The sequence below is a fragment of the Pseudomonas juntendi genome (assembly GCF_009932375.1).
Lineage (GTDB): Bacteria > Pseudomonadota > Gammaproteobacteria > Pseudomonadales > Pseudomonadaceae > Aquipseudomonas > Aquipseudomonas juntendi.
Map to the genome: position 1 here is coordinate 16,711 of NZ_BLJG01000101.1, position 17,525 is coordinate 34,235.

Consider the following 17,525-nt stretch of genomic DNA (forward strand, 5'->3'; position numbering starts at 1 on the left):
CGATCAGCCCGGGTCGCGGAAGTCGGGGTGGAAGTTGGCCGGCACCGCCACGCTGATGCGCTCGCGGGTGGCAAGGTCGATGCCTTCGCTGGCGACCTCGGCAAGGAAGTCGATCTGCTCGGGGGTGATCACGTACGGCGGCAGGAAGTACACCACGCTGCCCAACGGGCGCAACAGAGCGCCGCGGCTCAAGGCGTGTTCGAACACCTTCAGGCCCCGGCGCTGTTGCCAGGGGTAGGCGACCTTGCCCGCTTTGTCCTGGACCATCTCGATGGCCAGCGCCATGCCGGTCTGGCGGATCTCGGCCACGTGGGCGTGGTCGGCCAGGTGGGCGGTGGCGCTGGCCATGCGTGCGGCCAGGGCCTTGTTGGCCTCGATCACGTTGTCCTCGGCAAAGATGTCCAGGGTCGCCAGCGCCGCTGCGCAGGCCAGCGGGTTGCCGGTGTAGCTGTGCGAGTGCAGGAACGCCCGCAGGGTCGGGTAATCGTCATAGAAGGCCTGGTACACCTTGTCGGTGGTCAGGCAGGCCGCCAGTGGCAGGTAGCCCCCGGTAAGGGCCTTGGACAGGCACAGGAAGTCTGGGCGGATGCCGGCCTGCTCGCAGGCGAACATCGTGCCGGTACGGCCAAAGCCCACCGCGATTTCGTCGTGAATCAGGTGCACGTCGTAGCGGTCGCAGGCCTCGCGCAACAGCTTGAGGTACACCGGGTGGTACATGCGCATGCCGCCGGCGCCCTGGATCAGCGGCTCGACGATCACTGCCGAAATGGTTTCGTGGTGCTCGGCCAGGGTCTGTTCCATACTGGCGAACATGTTGCGCGAATGCTCTTCCCAGCCCATGCCCTCGGGGCGCAGGTAGCAGTCCGGGCTCGGCACCTTGAGGGTATCGAGCAGCAGCGCCTGGTACGTCTCGGTGAACAGCGGCACATCGCCGACCGACATCGCGGCGATGGTTTCGCCGTGGTAGCTGTTGGTCAGGGTGACGAAGCGTTTCTTGCCTGGCTTGCCGACGTTCTGCCAGTAGTGGAAGCTCATCTTCAACGCGACTTCGATGCACGATGAGCCGTTGTCGGCGTAGAACACCCGGTCAAGCCCGGCCGGGGTCATGGCCACCAGGCGCTCGGACAGCTCGATCACCGGCTGATGGCTGAAGCCGGCCAGGATCACGTGTTCCAGCTGGTCGACCTGGTCCTTGATGCGCTGGTTGATGCGCGGGTTGGCGTGGCCGAACACATTGACCCACCAGCTGCTCACCGCGTCCAGGTAGCGCTTGCCTTCGAAGTCTTCGAGCCATACGCCTTCACCGCGCCTGATCGGGATCAGCGGCAGCTGCTCATGGTCTTTCATCTGGGTGCAGGGGTGCCACAGGACCTTGAGGTCACGTTGCATCCACTGATCATTGAGGCCCATCGGCACTTCTCCTGGCTTTGCGGCGTGGTTCGACCGCGTAAGCCTAAGCAATGCCGCAGGGTTGGACAACCGCCGGGCGGCAGCAGGTAAAATTGTCAGTTGCCAAGGGCACTTGATATCACTGCGCTGGCAGGGCCGGCACGGCTGACGTATTCTTAACGCATCTCGCTCGGGGCATTTCTGCCCCTCCTCGTTCCTGTAACCTCTGACTCGGAGTTCGCCGACATGGCTGCTGCTTGGGTGCGCCTGTGCGCGTTGGTATTGATTGGTGTGTCCAGCGGCGCTGCGCTGGCGAAGGACAAGACACCCACGGCGATCGTCGTCGGCGGTGGCCTGGCGGGCCTTACGGCAGCCTATGAGCTGCAGAACAAAGGCTGGCAGGTCACCCTGCTGGAGGCCAAGGCCAGCATGGGCGGGCGCTCTGGCCTGGCCACCAGCGAGTGGATCGGCAACGCCAAGGCGCAACCTGTGCTCAATGAGTACCTCGAGCGCTTCAAGCTCACGACCCTGCCGGCGCCAGAGTTCGTGCGCACCCCGGGTTACCTGATCGACGGTGAGTACTTCAGCGCAACCGACCTGGCCACCAAGCAGCCGGCCACCGCCGAGGCACTCAAGCGTTACGAGAAAACCCTCGATGACCTGGCCCGCTCTATCGACGACCCGCTCAATCCGCAGGCCACCAGCACGCTGTTTGCCCTTGACCAGATCAACGTCGCCAGCTGGCTGGACAAGCTGCAACTGCCGGCCACCGCCCGGCAACTGATCAACCAGCAAATCCGCACCCGTTACGACGAACCGTCGCGCCTGTCGCTGCTGTACTTCGCCCAGCAGAACCGTGTTTACCGCAACGTCAGTGACCGTGACCTGCGGGCCGCGCGCCTGCCTGGCGGCAGCCCGGTGCTGGCCCAGGCCTTCGTCAAGCAGCTGAAGACCATCAAGACCAGCTCGCCGGTCACCGCCATCGTTCAGGACAAGGACAGCGTCACCGTCAAGGTCGGCAGTGTCGGTTACCAGGCCGATTACCTGGTCATGGCCGTGCCATTGCGCGCCCTGGCCAAGATCCAGATCACCCCGGGGCTGGACAGCCAGCACCTGGCGGCGCTCAAGGGCACCAACTATGGCTGGCGTGACCAGCTGATGCTCAAGTTCAAGAAGCCGGTCTGGGAAAGCCGCGCGCGCATGTCGGGCGAGGTGTTCAGCAACGCCGGTCTGGGCATGCTGTGGATCGAGCCGGCGCTGAAGGGCGGGGCGAACGTGGTGATCAACCTGTCCGGCGACAACGCCCGCCTGCTGCAGGCTTTCGGCGACAAGCAGATGGTCGACCAGGTGTTGATCCGTCTGCATGCCTTCTACCCGCAGGCACGCGGTGCGTTCACCGGTTACGAGGTGAAGCGGTATAGCGTCGATGCCGGTACCGGCGGTGCCTACCTGGCCTACGGGCCGGGTCAGATCAGCAAGTTCTGGCGCCTGTGGGAGCGCCCGGTGCAGCGCATCACCTTTGCCGGTGAGCACACCGATGCCTTGTACCCGGGCACCCTGGAAGGCGCCCTGCGCAGCGGCCAACGTGCCGCCAGCCAGGCCCAGGACCTGCTGGCCGGCAAGTCGTTCGACCCGGTCAAGGCCGCGCCGGTCGCGGCAGCCGCCGCCGGTGCCGGGGCAGCTGCCGCGAGCAAGGGCGGGTTCTTCTCCAACCTGTTCGGTGGCTCGTCCGACAAAGCGGGCAAGGCTGAGCAGGCACCTGCCAAGGCTGAGTCCAAGGCAGGCGATGAGGCCAAGCAAGACAAGCCAGGCTTCTTCAAGCGCCTGTTCGGTGGCGCTGACGCGCCAGAGGCCAAGGCCCAGCCGGTAGCCAAGGCTGACGAAGCGGCGCCGGTCGTTGCCCCTGCGCCAGCGCCCCAGGCAGCACCAGCACCGGCACCGGCACCGGCAGTGAAGGCGGCGCCAGCCAAGCCTGCTGCGGCCAAGGCCGCCCCTGCCAAGCATGCGCCAGCGCACAAGCCAGCGACCAAGCCTGCCGAGAGCAAAAAGGCCAACGCCAAGTCGGAGCCGGCCAAGAAACCTGTCGCCAACCCGCAGGCCAAGGCGGGTTGATCGGTCGCAGTGCCGGTCTCTAGGGGGGTAGCCCCGCTCCTGCAACGGACACAGTGGTCCTTGGCGGGAGCGGGCGCCCTGGTAGAGGCCGGCCCTGGCTACCCCATTCACAGCCGTTGGCGTTAATGTTTCCTTAATGGGAAGCGTTCAGAATTTCTATCGGATTTATCGATAATCCGAAGCAATTTTTTCCGCTTTTATTCGATACGTTACGCGTTAGTCTGTGCACAGCTTTCACGGGGAAACACGTCAACATGCAACTGCGCAATTCACCTTCCCGCTACGGCGTGGTCAGCATCGTCCTGCACTGGGGCGTGGCACTGGCAGTCTTCGGCCTGTTCGGCCTGGGCCTGTGGATGGTCGGCCTCGACTACTACAGCCCGTGGCGCAAAGCCGGCCCGGACCTGCACAAGAGCATCGGCCTGGTGCTGCTGGCGGTAATGCTGCTGCGTGTACTCTGGCGTTTCATCAGCCCGCCACCGCCGGCACCGGCCAACCATGGCAGCTTCACCCGCCTGGCGGCCAAACTGGGCCATCTGGCGCTGTATCTCGGGTTGTTTGCCGTGATGGGCGCCGGCTACCTGATTTCCACTGCCGACGGCGTTGGCATTCCGGTATTCGGCCTGTTCGAAGTGCCGGCGTTGATCAGTGACCTGCCGGACCAGGCAGACGTGGCAGGGGTAATCCACCTGTGGCTGGCCTGGGGCTTGGTGATTTTTGCCGTGCTGCATGGCCTGGCTGCACTCAAGCACCATTTCATCGACCGTGACGCGACCCTGACCCGCATGCTGGGCCGCAAAGCTTGACCCTCAACCTCAATTGCATAGGAAGGAACAGGATGTTGAAAAAGACTTTTGCCGCTCTGGCGCTGGGTACCGCTCTGCTCTCTGCTGGCCAGGCAATGGCTGCCGAGTACAAGATCGACAAGGAAGGCCAGCACGCGTTCGTTGACTGGAAAATCAGCCACCTGGGCTACAGCTTCATCCACGGTACTTTCAAGGACTTCGACGGCAACTTCACTTGGGACAGCGCCAAGCCTGAAGCCAGCAAGATCAGCGTCGACCTGAAAACCGCCAGCCTGTGGTCGAACCACGCCGAGCGTGACAAGCACATTGCCAGCGCTGACTTCCTGGACGTGAAAAAATACCCGGACGCCAAGTTCGTCTCCACCAGCGTGAAGTCGACTGGCGACAAGACCGCTGACGTGACTGGCGACCTGACCATGCACGGCGTGACCAAGCCGGTCACCTTCAAGGCAACCTTCAACGGTGAAGGCAAAGACCCATGGGGCGGGGAGCGTGCAGGCTTCAACGCGACCACCACGCTGAACCTGAACGACTTCGGCATCAAGGGCCCGGGCCCGGCTTCGCAAACTCTGGACCTGGATATCAGTGTCGAAGGCGTGAAGCAGAAGTAAGTATTGCGTTGCCCCTGAAAAACGCCGCCCATCGGGTAATGGCTGTCAGTTAAGTGTTACTGGGGCTGCTTTGCAGCCCTTCGCGGGCACGCCCGCTCCCACACGTTTTGCGCTAAATTCAAGAAATGCGCTATCCCTGTGGGAGCGGGCGTGCCCGCGAAGGGTCGCAAAGCGGCCCCACATTACTTAACTGACTGGCATTAGCCCATCGGGCGGCGTCTTTTTTTGCTACCTGGGCTTAGCCCTTGCGGGTCAGCAGCGCTGGGCGCTCACCGCGGGGGCGGCTTGGCAAGTCATCCAGCTGCTCAGGCGTAGGGAAACGGTCGAGCTTGGATTCCTTGCGGATGATCACCGGCTGTTTTTCCGCCTGGCGCGGGTTGCGCACGGCTGGCTCCTGCCGGGCAGCATCGTCACGGGCCGGGCGACCACGGCCAGCGCCGCCATCACGACGGGCACCGCCTCCGTTGTTGGCGCGCGGCGGGCGTTTTTCGCCGCTGCCACCGCCGCTGCGCTGCTGGCCGCCGCTACGGGCCTGGCCCTGACCACCAGTGTTGCTGCGCTGACCATTGCCTTGGCCCTGGCCCTGACCGCCACCCGGGCGACGATTGCGGCCCTGGTTCTTGCCCTGGTAGGGGCTGACGTAGTCAGCGCGGTTACCGAAGTTGTCGATCTCGTCGTCCAGGAACTCTTCCGGGTCACGATCGGCAGGAACCTTCGGCACGCTGGGGCTGCTGCTGGCTTGTTGCTGCTGGCGCGGCTTCTTGTCACGCGGCTTGCGCGGCTGCTGTTGCCTGTCGCCGCTCTTTTCCTTGTCGGCGGGCTTTTCAGCTGTTTGCTGCTTGGCCTTGCCTTTGTCCTTGCCCTTGTCCTTGCGGCCGCCATTGGCGTCTTTGCCACCTTCGCCGCGGGCCTGCTGGTTACGGCCACCGCGGCCGTTATTCTGCGGGCGCTCGCGTACTTCGGGCTTTTCGGCTTCTACCTGGCTGGCGTCGAAGCCCATCAGGTCGCCATCGGGAATGCGCTGGCGAGTGACGCGCTCGATGCTCTTGAGCAGTTTTTCTTCATCCGGGGCGACCAAGGAAATGGCCTCGCCCGAACGGCCGGCGCGGCCAGTACGGCCGATACGGTGCACGTAGTCTTCCTCGACGTTCGGCAGCTCGAAGTTGACCACGTGTGGCAGTTGGTCGATGTCCAGGCCGCGGGCGGCGATGTCGGTAGCGACGAGTACCCGGACGCTGTTGGCCTTGAAGTCGGCCAGCGCCTTGGTACGAGCGTTCTGGCTCTTGTTGCCATGGATGGCGGCGGCGGTCAGGCCGTGCTTTTCCAGGTACTCGGCCAGGCGGTTGGCACCGTGCTTGGTCCGGGTGAACACCAGCACCTGTTCCCAGGCACCGAGGGTGATCAGGTGCGCCAGCAGGGCACGCTTGTGGCTGGCCGGCAGGCGATACACGCGTTGCTCGATACGCTCCACGGTGGTGTTCGGCGGGGTGACTTCGATGCGCTCCGGGTTGTGCAGGAGCTTGTCGGCGAGGTCGGTGATGTCTTTGGAGAAGGTGGCCGAGAACAGCAGGTTCTGGCGCTTGGCCGGCAAGCGGGCAAGTACCTTCTTCACGTCGTGGATAAAGCCCATGTCGAGCATGCGGTCGGCTTCGTCCAGGACGAGGATTTCAACGTGGGCCAGATCGACCTTGCCTTGGCCGGCCAGGTCGAGCAGGCGGCCAGGGCAGGCGACCAGTACGTCGACACCCTTGGCGATGGCCTGGATCTGAGGGTTCATGCCTACGCCGCCGAAGATGCAGGCGCTGACCAGGGGCAAGTCGCGGGCATACACCTTGAAGCTGTCATGCACCTGGGCGGCCAGTTCGCGGGTCGGGGTCAGTACCAGCACGCGGGGTTGGCGCGGGCCATGGCGCTGCGACTTGTCGGGGTGGCCGGCCGGGAACAGGCGCTCGAGAATCGGCAGGGCAAAGCCGCCGGTCTTACCAGTACCAGTCTGGGCGGCAACCATCAGGTCGCGGCCTTGCAACACGGCGGGAATGGCCCGCTGTTGCACGGGGGTCGGCTGGGTATAGCCCGCAGCTTCGATAGCGCGGACAAGAGCCTCGGAGAGACCGAGGGAAGCAAAGGACATGGGCGATCCTGTTCTCGTTTGGGCTGGGCCCGTATGGGATGTTCTGCCTGGCGCGACGGGCATCGTCGGGATGCGATCGCGTCCGGTCCAGCTGGGCTTTCACTGCACATCCGGGAAACGGAGGGTGGACGCGAAGGTGCGCCAGTGCCGATCGGGATGCCTGTTGCGAGGCCGAGCGTCCGGGCGTGAGCCGGGCGGGAAGGCCCGAGTATAACAGAGCTATCGCGCTGTGCTGCTTTCCTGCTGCTCAACGGCGTTGAGAATGTTTTTGGTGTCGCCTGTGTAGCGGTTGCTGATCGCCGTATAGGCCGCTTCCTGCTTGAAACGCCGCAGTTCTTCGGCAAACGCCTCGGCCAGTGCCTCGCGGCCCGGCTTGCGCACCAGGGCCAGGTACTGGTGCTGGCGCCTGACCACCAGTGGCAGCGCCTCGACCTGCCGTTGCAGGCCCAGCTGCTGCGCCAGGTAATGGCCAGCCTTGCGGTCGGTGATCGCCAGGTCGACACGGCCCAGCATCAGCTTGCCGAAATTGGCTTCGTGGGTGGGCGCGGCTTCGCGCTTGAAGTAGGTGGCCCCGCTGAAAGCTGCGCCATAGGTGTAGCCGGGCGAGGTGCCGACGGTAAGCCCGGCCAGGTCTTCCAGCTGGTTGACCACATGGCGGCGCACACTGGCCTGGAACAGGATGAACTCGACCTCCGACATGGGCTCTGGCGCGTAGACCAGGTAGGGCTGACGCGACTCGGTCTGGAAGATATCGACAATACCGTCGGCCAGGCCTTGTTCGACCATTGCCAGGCAACGCTTCCACGGCAGGAACTGCCATTCCACCTCGACCCCGAGGCGGGCGAACACCAGGTTGGTCACTTCGTAGTCGATGCCGCGTGGATGGCCGTCCTGCTGGTACACGTAGGGCGCCCAGTCGTCGGAGACCAGGCGCAAGCGTTCGCCCAGGGCCATCGGGCTCAGGCAAACGAGCAGCAGGATCCAGAACAGCCGGGCGATGTGGGGCATGCCGGGAGATTACGCGCTCGGCCGGTGCAAGGCCAGAGGGCAGGGCACCGGGCCATTCAAGCGTGGGAAGACCTGAGCAGGTGATGCTCGATGTCCTTGCGTCGTTCCCCCAGCGACAAGCGCAGCCCGGGGTGGCGCAAGCACTGGCGCAGGCGCTCGGGGTCGGTGGGGCCGTGGCGGGCATTGAGGTTTTCCAGGGCCTTGTCCCACCAGGCCGACGCGCAGGCGCGGTCGAACTCGTTGGCGTAGGGGTAGCAGCCGTACAGCAACTCACGGGCAAACTGACGTTCCTGGGGCGGAAGGGTCAGGCTCAATGCCTTGTAGCCCAGGCGGTGCAAGGCCGGTGGCCGGGGCAGCTGGTCGTTGACCAGGGCGACGTCGGCCAGCGCTGCCGGGCTGAGTGGATGTTGCCCATGTTTGGCCAGCCAGGCCTGGATCTTGGCGCGGAACTGCGCCTTGCGGCTCCAGTAATGGTGAATGACGTCGGAGCATGCCGCCAGCTGCAGGTGACCGTGGGCCACGACTGCCAGGCAGAATTCTTCCAGGGTGTAGGCCTCGCGGGCCAGCGGGTAGAGCGTGTCCATCAGGTCGATGGAGCGGTCCAGGGTGCCCGCGTCGGCGGCAGTGAGGCCGATCACCCCGGAGTTGACCAGCGGCATCTGGCAGTCGGCCAGGCCGCGGGACTGCAGAGGGCCCAGCAGGTTTTTATACAGCAGGCACTTCGGGTTCGCCCCATAGTGCGGGCCGATGGTGTTGCACAGCAGCTTGCCGGGCGCGACCCGGTCGAACAGTTGCAGTGGTGACTTGCGGAAAAAGGTATCGGTGTCGATCAGCACGGCCAGCGGGTGCTGGCGCAGTACTTGGCGCAACAGCACATGCTTGCTGCGAAAGTGGTAGCCGTGCGGGGCGTTCCAGGCTTGGCGCGTGGCCTCGTCCAGTACATGAGTGGTGACCGGTAGCCCGGCATAGGGTTGCGGGTTGTCGGTGTAGACCTGGATGTCCATGACGCTGCTGGCGGTGCCGCCGAGCTGGGCAAGGGCGCTGATGATGCTGAAACAGGCTTCCTGATGATAGGTCGCGGGGCCAAAAGCCAGGTAGACGAGCTGTGGGCGAGATGGCTGGGGATGCTGCATGGCAGGCAAGACCTGTGTAACCCAAAAAAGAACAAGGCCTTAGTCTATGACCAAAGCCTTAATCATTTCTTAAGCAGACATTGCCAAAAAGTTTCAGCGCGGGAGCTTGAGGTTGTTCCACAGCGCCAGGCTCGCCTCGGCCTGGTTCAGGGTGTAGAAGTGCAGGCCCGGTGCGCCGCCTTGCAGCAGTTGTTCGCACATGCGGGTGATGACTTCTTCGCCGAAGGCCTGGATGCTTGTGGTGTCATCACCGTAGGCTTCCAGCTGCTTGCGGATCCAGCGCGGAATCTCGGCGCCACAGGCATCGGAGAAGCGTGCCAGTTTGCTGTAGTTGGTGATTGGCATGATGCCCGGCACCACCGGGATATCCACGCCCAGCTTCTGCGCGCGCTCGACAAAGTAGAAGTAGCTGTCGGCGTTGAAGAAGTACTGGGTGATGGCGCTGTCAGCACCGGCCTTGACCTTGTGCACGAAGTTGCCCAGGTCGGCCTCGAAGTTGCGCGCCTGTGGGTGCATTTCGGGGTAGGCAGCCACTTCCAGGTGGAAGTGATCGGCGGTTTCCGCGCGGATGAACTCGACCAGGTCGCTGGCGTAGCGCAGTTCGCCGGAGGCCATGCCCATGCCCGACGGCAGGTCGCCGCGCAAGGCCACGATGCGCTTGATGCCGGCGGCCTTGTACTCGGCCAGCAGGGCGCGCAGTTCAGCCTTGGTGTCGCCCACGCACGACAGGTGCGGGGCGGCCGGTACCTGTACTTCGCTTTCCAGCTGCAGCACGGTGTTCAGCGTACGGTCGCGGGTCGAACCACCGGCACCGTAGGTGCAGGAGAAGAAGTCCGGGTTGCAGGCAGCCAGCTGGCGGGCTACACCCATCAGCTTTTCATGACCGGCATCGGTCTTGGTCGGGAAGAACTCGAAACTGTAGCGGCGTTCTTTTGACATCAGGCGTTCCTCTGGCAGCAAGCGGCAAGCGGCAAGCGGCAAGCGGCAAGCGGCAAGCGGCAAGCTGCAAGCTTCAAGCTGCAAGCTTCAAGCTGCAAGTAAAAGCCAGATCGGTGATGGCCGGTCTGGCTGGTCATCGTTCAAGGTTTTAAAAGGCTGGAGCTACAAGCAGCAGCAACACGGTCTGCTTCTGCTTGCAACTTGCAACTTGCAACTTGCAACTTGCAACTCGCTGCTAGCAGCTCCAACCCTGCCGCTTAGTAGCGGTAAGCGTGCGGCTTGAACGGGCCTTCGACGGTCACGCCGATGTAGTCGGCTTGCTGTTTGGTCAGTTGGGTGACCACGCCGCCGAAGCCGCGGACCATTTCCAGGGCCACTTCTTCGTCGAGCTTTTTCGGCAGCACTTCCACGGTCAGGCGCTCGGCCTTCTTCTCGGCCGACAGGTCGGCGAACTTCTGCTCGAACAGGAAGATCTGCGCCAGGACCTGGTTGGCGAACGAACCGTCCATGATGCGGCTTGGGTGGCCGGTGGCGTTGCCCAGGTTTACCAGGCGGCCTTCGGCCAGCAGGATCAGGTAGTCGTCGTTTTGCGGGTCGAAGCTGCCGGCACCGGTGCGGTGGATCTTGTGCACCTGCGGCTTGACCTCTTCCCAGGCCCAGTTCTTGCGCATGAAGGCCGTGTCGATCTCGTTGTCGAAGTGGCCGATGTTGCACACCACGGCACGCTTCTTCAGGGCCTTGAGCATGTTGGCATCGCAGACATTGACGTTGCCGGTGGTGGTCACGATCAGGTCGATCTTGCCCAGCAGGGCTTTATCGATGCTGGCTTCGCTGCCGTCGTTGATACCGTCGATGAACGGCGATACCACCTCGAAGCCGTCCATGCAGGCCTGCATGGCGCAGATCGGGTCGACTTCGGTGACCTTGACGATCATGCCTTCCTGGCGCAGCGACTGCGCCGAACCCTTGCCCACGTCGCCGTAGCCGATCACCAGCGCCTGCTTGCCCGACAGCAGGTGGTCGGTACCACGCTTGATGGCGTCGTTCAGGCTGTGACGGCAGCCATACTTGTTGTCGTTCTTGCTCTTGGTGACCGAGTCGTTGACGTTGATTGCCGGGACTTTCAGCTCGCCCTTGGCCAGCATGTCCAGCAGGCGGTGCACGCCAGTGGTGGTTTCTTCGGTCACGCCGTGCACGCGGTCCAGTACCTGCGGGTACTTCTTGTGCAGCAGTTCGGTCAGGTCGCCACCGTCGTCGAGGATCATGTTGGCGTCCCATGGCTGGCCATCCTTGAGGATGGTCTGCTCCAGGCACCACTCGTACTCTTCTTCGGTTTCACCTTTCCAGGCGAACACCGGGATACCGGCAGCGGCGATGGAGGCGGCGGCCTGGTCCTGGGTGGAGAAGATGTTGCAGGACGACCAGCGCACTTCGGCACCCAGGGCTACCAGGGTTTCGATCAGCACGGCGGTCTGGATGGTCATGTGGATGCAGCCCAAAATCTTCGCACCCTTGAGCGGTTGCTCGGCCAGGTACTTGCGACGCAGGCCCATCAGCGCAGGCATTTCCGATTCGGCGATGATGGTTTCGCGACGGCCCCAGGCGGCCAGGGAGATGTCGGCGACTTTGAAATCGGTAAAACCAGCAGGCATGTTTGCAGCGCTCATGAGAGCCTCCATTCGTAGTGTGCGAATGGGCGCCGTTGTGCGTTAAGCGCCCGCGAGAGCGAGCAACGCCCCATCCGAGCCTGACAGGCCTAGCCTGCTGCAGCGCCCCTCGGACAGGTGGCGGGCATGGCACCGCTGTGGGCAACCATGTGAAGCGGCGCAGATTATAGCTGTGCCTGCCGGGTTGCCCAAGGTTTTCTGTCGATTAATCGCGACGATAGTCGATGTGCAATGGAGCGATCGCAGCTGCTCTGCCATCATGGGCGCACGTTAGCCAAGCAGGTCAGGAGTACTGATGAACTTTCACACCCGCAAGTGGGTTAAACCCGAAGACCTCAACCCCAATGGCACCCTGTTCGGTGGCAGCCTGTTGCGCTGGATCGACGAAGAGGCGGCGATCTACGCCATCGTACAGCTGGGCAACCAGCGCGTGGTGACCAAGTACATGTCGGAAATCAATTTCGTCAGTGCCTCGCGCCAGGGCGACATCATCGAGCTGGGCATCACCGCGACGGAGTTCGGCCGCACCTCGATCACCCTCAAATGCGAGGTACGCAACAAGATCACCCGCAAGAGCATCCTGACCGTCGACAAGATGGTCTTCGTCAACCTGGGTGAAGACGGCTTGCCGGCGATGGGCCGCAGAGCGGCCCCGGCATTCTCAAGGCTGGGCGCTGACCTTGCGCACCACCCGGCCGATGCTCAAGCCCTGCACCAGGATCGACGACAGCACCACGATGTAGGTAATCGACAGCAGCAGGTCGCGCTCATCGCCCAAGGGCAGCGACAGCGCCAGGGCCACCGAGACCCCGCCACGCAAGCCCCCCCAGGTCAGTACCCGCACCGTGCCTTTGGGCACCGGCCGCCAGCGCCGCAACAGCACGATGGCCGGGGCCACGGTCAGCAACCGCGAAAGCAGCACCGCCAGCGCCAGCACGCCGCCAGCGGCCAGGTGCATCCAGTTGAACGGCAGCAGCAACAGCTCCAGGCCGATCAGGGCGAACAGCAGCGCATTGAGCATGTCATCGATCAGCTCCCAGAAACCGTCCATGTAGCGGCGGGTCATGTCGTTCATGGCCAGGTTGCGCCCCAGGTTGCCGATGATCAGGCCCGCCACCACCATGGCGATCGGCGCCGACACGTGCAGCTCGTAGCACATCGCCGAGCCGCCGATCACCAGTGCCAGGGTCAGCATGACCTCGACCTGGTACTGCTCCACGCTCTTGATCATGCGGTAGGTGGCGTAGCCGATCAGGCCGCCGAAGAGCACACCGCCAATGGCCTCGCGGACGAACAGCACCGCCGTGTCGCTGATGCTTGGGGTTTCGCCCAGCTGGATGATGCCCAGCAACACGGTGAACACCACCACGGCGGTACCGTCGTTGAACAACGACTCGCCGACGATGGTGGTCTTCAAGGGTTTCGGCGCATTGGCGGTACGCAGCGCACCGAGCACGGCAATCGGGTCGGTCGGTGAAATCAGTGCACCGAACAGCAGGCAGTAGATCAGCGGAACCTGCCAGCCGAACATGGCAAAGACCCAATGCGACAGGTAGCCGATGACCACGGTGGCAATCAGCACGCCCACGGTCGCCAGTAGCCCAATCGGCCAGCGGTAGCTGCGCAGGTCGGTGAGGTTGACGTGCAGGGCGCCGGCAAACAGCAGAAATGCCAGCATCCAGTGCATCAGCAGGTCATTGAAGTCGATCTGGTTCATCAGGCCTTCGACGCGCTCTTCCAGGCCAGGGAAGCCGATCAGGCTCAGGCCTTGCAGCATCAGGGAAAACAACAGCGCCGTGACCATCACGCCGATGGCGGGCGGCAGGCCGATGAAACGGTAGTTCACATAGGTGAGGAGGGTGGTCAGGCAGATAAACGCGGCAACTAATTCAAGCATCCCGAATCCTGTAACAGTGGCTTCCAAGTCGTAACCCGAATGGCTCGGGCAGTTCTTTGATGACCTGGCGAGGGGTTCGGGACACAGCCTTTGACCGAATTCGTTGCGAACGTTCCCATTCTGGGGCCGGCGATTGGCCGCACAATGGCCCGCTAACGCTCTATATTCACAGCCACGAAAGCCATAAGGAAAACAAGACGTGCTGGCAACATCCTTGGTGCTGGTCGCCGCGCTGCTGCACGCGACCTGGAACACCCTGATCAAATTCAGCGGCGAGCGGCTGCTGGTCATTGCCAGCATGGACACCGTGGCCTTGGCCTTCGCCGTGCTGGCGCTGCCGTTCGTGCAACTGCCACCGGCCAGTATCTGGCCGTGGCTGCTGGCTTCGGCGCTGGCCGAGCAGCTGTACCGCTACCTGCTGATCCAGGCCTACCGGGTGGGTGACCTGGGCCTGGTCTACCCTCTGATGCGCGGGTTGTCGCCGCTGGTGGTGCTGGGCTTGACCCTGGCGTTTGCCGGGGAGTCGCTGAGCCAGCAGCAGATCATCGGGATCCTGCTGATTCCGTGCGGCATGGCCTGCCTGCTGTGGCAGGGCGGCGGCGGTGACCGGCTGCCCTGGGCGATGCTACCGGTGGTGGCCCTGATCGGCCTGTGCATCGGTTGCTACACCTGGTTCGACGGGCAGGCCGTGCGCCTGTGGGGCAAGCCGTGGGATTACCTGGTGTGGCTGACCCTGCTCAGTGCCTGGCCATTCCCGCTACTGGCCAGTGTGGCGCGGCGTGCGCCCTTCGTAGCGTTCTGGCGCAGCCAGTGGCGCCTGGGGCTGGCGGTAGGGTTCTGTGTGCTGTTCAGCTACGCGCTGGTGCTGTGGGCCATGCACCTGGGCTCTGTGGCCGAGGCTGCGGCATTGCGGGAATTGAGCGTGGTGCTGGTGGTGTTACTGGGTATGCGCTACCTCAAAGAACCTTTTGGCGGCCCAAGACTCCTAGCTTGCGGGCTGGTGCTGGCCGGCATGCTGGTAATGAAGCTCTGACCTGAAGACTGAACAAGGAGTCCTGCCTATGACCGTCGCTTTGTGGTGCATCCTGATCGCGCTGTTCCTGCCGCCGCTGTGTGCCTTGATCGCCAAGGTCAGCAGTGGCCGCTTTGGCATGCGGGACAACCATGACCCGCGTGCCTTCCTCGATACGCTGTCCGGGCTGCCACGCCGCGCGCATGCTGCGCAGCAGAACAGCTACGAGGCATTTCCGGCGTTCGCCGCAGCCGTGCTGGTGGCAGACATTGTCGGCAATGCCGAGCAGGTGACCCAGGATGTTCTGGGGGTGATGTACATCACCAGCCGGCTGCTCTACATCATTTGCTACCTGGCCGACTGGGCTGCCTTGCGCTCGCTGGTATGGCTGGCCGGGCTGGCGATCATCGTGGCGTTCTTCGTGGTTTCCATCTGAAGGCCTGCGTGGGCCCTGTGGCGCGGCTGAAGCCGCCCTCGCAGGGCCCGCGCAACGTCAAGGAACCTTGGGCACCTCTGGCAGCGGCTGGCCCTTGGGCCAGAGCATCCAGATCTGCCCTTGCTGCTTCATGTTCCCCGCCAACTCGCCGGCCTCGGGCCCGGTACCCCAGAACAGGTCGGCACGCACTTCGCCAGCAATGGCGCCGCCCGTGTCCTGGGCGCCAACCGGGCGCACCACCGGCGAGCCGTCGGGGCGCGTGGTGGACAACCACAACAGGCTACCCAGAGGGATCACCTTGCGGTCGATGGCCACGCTGTAGCCTGGGGTCAGCGGTACGTTCAGCGAACCGCGCGGGCCCTCGTTACTGTCCGGGCGGGTGCTGAAGAACACGTAGCTTGGGTTGCTGGCAAGCAACTCCGCGACGCGCTGGGGGTTCGCCTGGGCCCAGGCATGGATGGCGCCCATGCTCACCTCGTCCTTTTTCAACTGGCCCTGCTCGACCAGCCAGCGACCGATCGGCCGGTAGGGGTGGCCGTTCTGATCGGCATAGCCCAGGCGCAGCTGGCGGCCATCTTCCAGCTGGATTCGGCCTGAGCCCTGGATCTGCAGGAACTGCAGGTCCATCGGGTCGCTCAGCCAGGCCAGCACGGGGGCTTTCACGCCGTCACGGTTGATCACCTCGGCGGTGTCGTAAGGCTTGAGCACCCGACCCTCGAGGCGGCCACGCAAGCGCTTGCCCTTGAGTTCGGGGTACACGCTGGCCAGGTCGACGACAATCATGTCCTCGGGCACGCCGTAAACCGCCACATGGTTGGTTTTCGATGGGCTCAGGCTGCCGGGGTAGACCGGTTCGTAGTAGCCGGTGATCAGGCCGTTGGCGTTGTTCTCGGCCGAGCGCAGGCCGTAGACCTCCAGGTTCTGCTCCAGGAAGGTGCGCACCTGCGCGGCACTGGCCTGGGCGCTACCCGCCGCTTCGCAGGTCGCGGCCCAGACCGGGTCGCGCTTGAGTTTTTCGCAACCGCTGCGCCAGGCGTAGAACCCGGCCAGCAAGTCTTCGTCACTGACTGCGGGCAGGTCTTTCCAGGTGGCGGGGGCGTAGGTGGCTACCGCATGCGGCTCGGGCTTGGCGCTCTCGCCGCCATTGCAGCCAGCCAGCAGGGCCAGTACCGGGAATGTCCAGGCCAGGTGGCGCAGGGCAGATTTCATGTGTGCATTCCTGTGGTGGGTGAACATGAAGATTCGCCCCTGTTTTTTATGTGGCTATTGGTGTTTGGCTGCGGGGCAGCGATACTGGCCGCCCCTTTTCGCAGGCCGAAGTGAGCGTCATGTTGAAGCGATTGACCGTTGTAGTGCTGGCAGCAGTGGCCCTGGGTGCAGCCTTGAGTGGTTGCGAGCGGGTTGACCCCAACTCGCCGCTGGGCAAGCGCAAGGTCATCTTCAAGGACATGCTCAAGACCAGCGAAGACCTGGGCGGCATGTTGCGTGGCCGGTTGCCGTTCGACGGGGTGAAGTTTGCCGGCGGTGCGCTGCAACTGGACAACCTCTCGCACCAGCCGTGGCAGCACTTCCCGCAGGTACGCGATGGCGGTGACAGCAGTGCCCGTGCCGCAGTGTGGGAGCGCCAGGCGCGCTTCCATGAGCTGGCCCGGCAGCTGGAAGGCGTGACCGGCGAACTGGTCGATGTGACCCGCACGCAGCCGCTGGACCCTGCGCAACTGAAAGCGCCGATGGACAAGGTCGAGGCGGCCTGCAAGGCCTGCCATAGCGAGTTTCGCAATCATTGATGGCTGTGCTGTTTGCACAAACCTGAGGCTTGCACATGCTTCTGTGGGCGCGACACAAGGCCGCTCCCACAAAGACCGCACTTGCAAGTCAGATACCTCAGCGGTCGAGATCGTCTACTGCTTCCTGCAGCTCTTTGCGCGACTCGGCGAGTTTGTCCTTGCGCTTGTTGATCTTCTCGGCGTCGCCCTTTTTCTCGGCCTTCTTCAGGTCTTTTTCGCGCTGCGCCACTTCATGACGGGCGTCGAGCACCTTTTGCTCGCGTTCCTTGCGCAGGCTGGCGTCGGTGCAGTTGTCGACCCCGCGCAGCGCTGCTTCCAGGTCTGCGACCTGGTCGCTGTTGCCGTGGTCACGGGCAATCTTCAGCTGGTTCTCGATGGCGCTGCGCTTGGCGGCGCAGCCAGTCAGGCCGGCATCCGGCTGGGCAGCCTGGGCGGTGCCTGCGGCCGCCGCAATGGTCGCGAGCAGGAAAAGGGTGGAAATACGTTTCATGAAAAGCCTCCTGGACGGGGCGGGGCAGCAAAAAATTAGGGTGAAATCCTGCCTTGGTTTTGTCCTTTTAGAAACCCTTGCCGGGTATTTCCGCTTGAATCTCAGGA

At 63.7% G+C, this 17,525-nt stretch carries 15 protein-coding genes, 1 pseudogene and 1 riboswitch; of the genes and pseudogenes, 7 read left to right on the forward strand and 9 right to left on the reverse strand.

What is annotated here, in order from left to right; all coding sequences use genetic code 11:
* Positions 1-3: 3 nt before the first annotated feature.
* Positions 4-1,410 (reverse strand): adenosylmethionine--8-amino-7-oxononanoate transaminase, encoded by a 1,407-nt coding sequence (locus tag GYA94_RS14105; RefSeq protein WP_029887358.1) that lies wholly within the window; start codon positions 1,408-1,410, stop codon positions 4-6.
* Between the two features lie 225 nt (positions 1,411-1,635).
* Between GYA94_RS14105 and GYA94_RS14110 the strand changes: the two genes are divergently transcribed.
* The 3 genes from GYA94_RS14110 to GYA94_RS14120 all read left to right on the forward strand — a co-directional run bounded on the left by GYA94_RS14110 (position 1,636) and on the right by GYA94_RS14120 (position 4,918).
* Positions 1,636-3,501, forward strand: coding sequence for a flavin monoamine oxidase family protein (locus tag GYA94_RS14110; RefSeq protein ID WP_125855366.1), 1,866 nt, complete (start codon positions 1,636-1,638; stop codon positions 3,499-3,501).
* A 254-nt stretch (positions 3,502-3,755) separates the two neighbouring features.
* Complete coding sequence (locus GYA94_RS14115) at positions 3,756-4,307, forward strand: cytochrome b (RefSeq protein ID WP_009682830.1); 552 nt, start codon at positions 3,756-3,758, stop codon at positions 4,305-4,307.
* 32 nt (positions 4,308-4,339) lie between these two features.
* The gene (locus tag GYA94_RS14120) at positions 4,340-4,918 is read left to right on the forward strand and encodes a YceI family protein (RefSeq protein WP_009682831.1); all 579 of its coding nucleotides are present in this window, start codon (positions 4,340-4,342) and stop codon (positions 4,916-4,918) included.
* Between the two features lie 238 nt (positions 4,919-5,156).
* Here GYA94_RS14120 and rhlE2 read toward each other — a convergent pair whose 3' ends face one another.
* The 5 genes from rhlE2 to ahcY form a co-directional block, all read right to left on the reverse strand.
* The gene (rhlE2, locus tag GYA94_RS14125; RefSeq protein ID WP_110677467.1) at positions 5,157-7,049 is read right to left on the reverse strand and encodes an RNA helicase RhlE2; all 1,893 of its coding nucleotides are present in this window, start codon (positions 7,047-7,049) and stop codon (positions 5,157-5,159) included.
* Between the two features lie 219 nt (positions 7,050-7,268).
* Positions 7,269-8,057: a substrate-binding periplasmic protein gene (locus tag GYA94_RS14130; protein ID WP_110677469.1), complete on the reverse strand. Its 789-nt coding sequence runs from the start codon at positions 8,055-8,057 to the stop codon at positions 7,269-7,271.
* A 56-nt stretch (positions 8,058-8,113) separates the two neighbouring features.
* Positions 8,114-9,190 carry a hypothetical protein gene (locus GYA94_RS14135; protein ID WP_110677471.1) on the reverse strand — a complete coding sequence of 359 codons (1,077 nt, stop codon included), beginning with the start codon at positions 9,188-9,190 and terminating at the stop codon, positions 8,114-8,116.
* Between the two features lie 93 nt (positions 9,191-9,283).
* Positions 9,284-10,129 (reverse strand): methylenetetrahydrofolate reductase [NAD(P)H], encoded by an 846-nt coding sequence (gene metF, locus GYA94_RS14140; protein ID WP_161892526.1) that lies wholly within the window; start codon positions 10,127-10,129, stop codon positions 9,284-9,286.
* Between the two features lie 257 nt (positions 10,130-10,386).
* Entirely contained in the window at positions 10,387-11,796 is a 1,410-nt protein-coding gene (ahcY, locus tag GYA94_RS14145; protein WP_161892527.1) for an adenosylhomocysteinase, read from the reverse strand.
* 20 nt (positions 11,797-11,816) lie between these two features.
* A riboswitch (S-adenosyl-L-homocysteine riboswitch) is annotated at positions 11,817-11,913 on the reverse strand.
* A 178-nt stretch (positions 11,914-12,091) separates the two neighbouring features.
* On the opposite strand from ahcY, the pseudogene GYA94_RS14150 reads away from it, so the two are divergent.
* Positions 12,092-12,430 (forward strand): annotated as a pseudogene (locus GYA94_RS14150) (acyl-CoA thioesterase); the annotation flags it as partial.
* Positions 12,431-12,457: 27 nt separating this feature from the next.
* On the opposite strand, the gene GYA94_RS14155 reads toward GYA94_RS14150, so the two are convergent.
* Positions 12,458-13,693, reverse strand: coding sequence for a cation:proton antiporter (locus tag GYA94_RS14155; RefSeq protein ID WP_161892528.1), 1,236 nt, complete (start codon positions 13,691-13,693; stop codon positions 12,458-12,460).
* 199 nt (positions 13,694-13,892) lie between these two features.
* On the opposite strand from GYA94_RS14155, the gene GYA94_RS14160 reads away from it, so the two are divergent.
* Positions 13,893-14,726 (forward strand): EamA family transporter, encoded by an 834-nt coding sequence (locus GYA94_RS14160; RefSeq protein ID WP_009681389.1) that lies wholly within the window; start codon positions 13,893-13,895, stop codon positions 14,724-14,726.
* Positions 14,727-14,754: 28 nt separating this feature from the next.
* Entirely contained in the window at positions 14,755-15,141 is a 387-nt protein-coding gene (locus GYA94_RS14165) for an MAPEG family protein (protein WP_009681388.1), read from the forward strand.
* Between the two features lie 57 nt (positions 15,142-15,198).
* Here GYA94_RS14165 and mltA read toward each other — a convergent pair whose 3' ends face one another.
* Entirely contained in the window at positions 15,199-16,350 is a 1,152-nt protein-coding gene (mltA, locus tag GYA94_RS14170) for a murein transglycosylase A (RefSeq protein ID WP_110677474.1), read from the reverse strand.
* 119 nt (positions 16,351-16,469) lie between these two features.
* Between mltA and GYA94_RS14175 the strand changes: the two genes are divergently transcribed.
* A complete protein-coding gene (locus GYA94_RS14175; protein WP_054912856.1) occupies positions 16,470-16,928 on the forward strand; it encodes a c-type cytochrome in 459 nt (152 codons plus the stop codon).
* 97 nt (positions 16,929-17,025) lie between these two features.
* Here GYA94_RS14175 and GYA94_RS14180 read toward each other — a convergent pair whose 3' ends face one another.
* Positions 17,026-17,418: a DUF1090 domain-containing protein gene (locus GYA94_RS14180; RefSeq protein WP_161892529.1), complete on the reverse strand. Its 393-nt coding sequence runs from the start codon at positions 17,416-17,418 to the stop codon at positions 17,026-17,028.
* Positions 17,419-17,525: the final 107 nt, after the last annotated feature.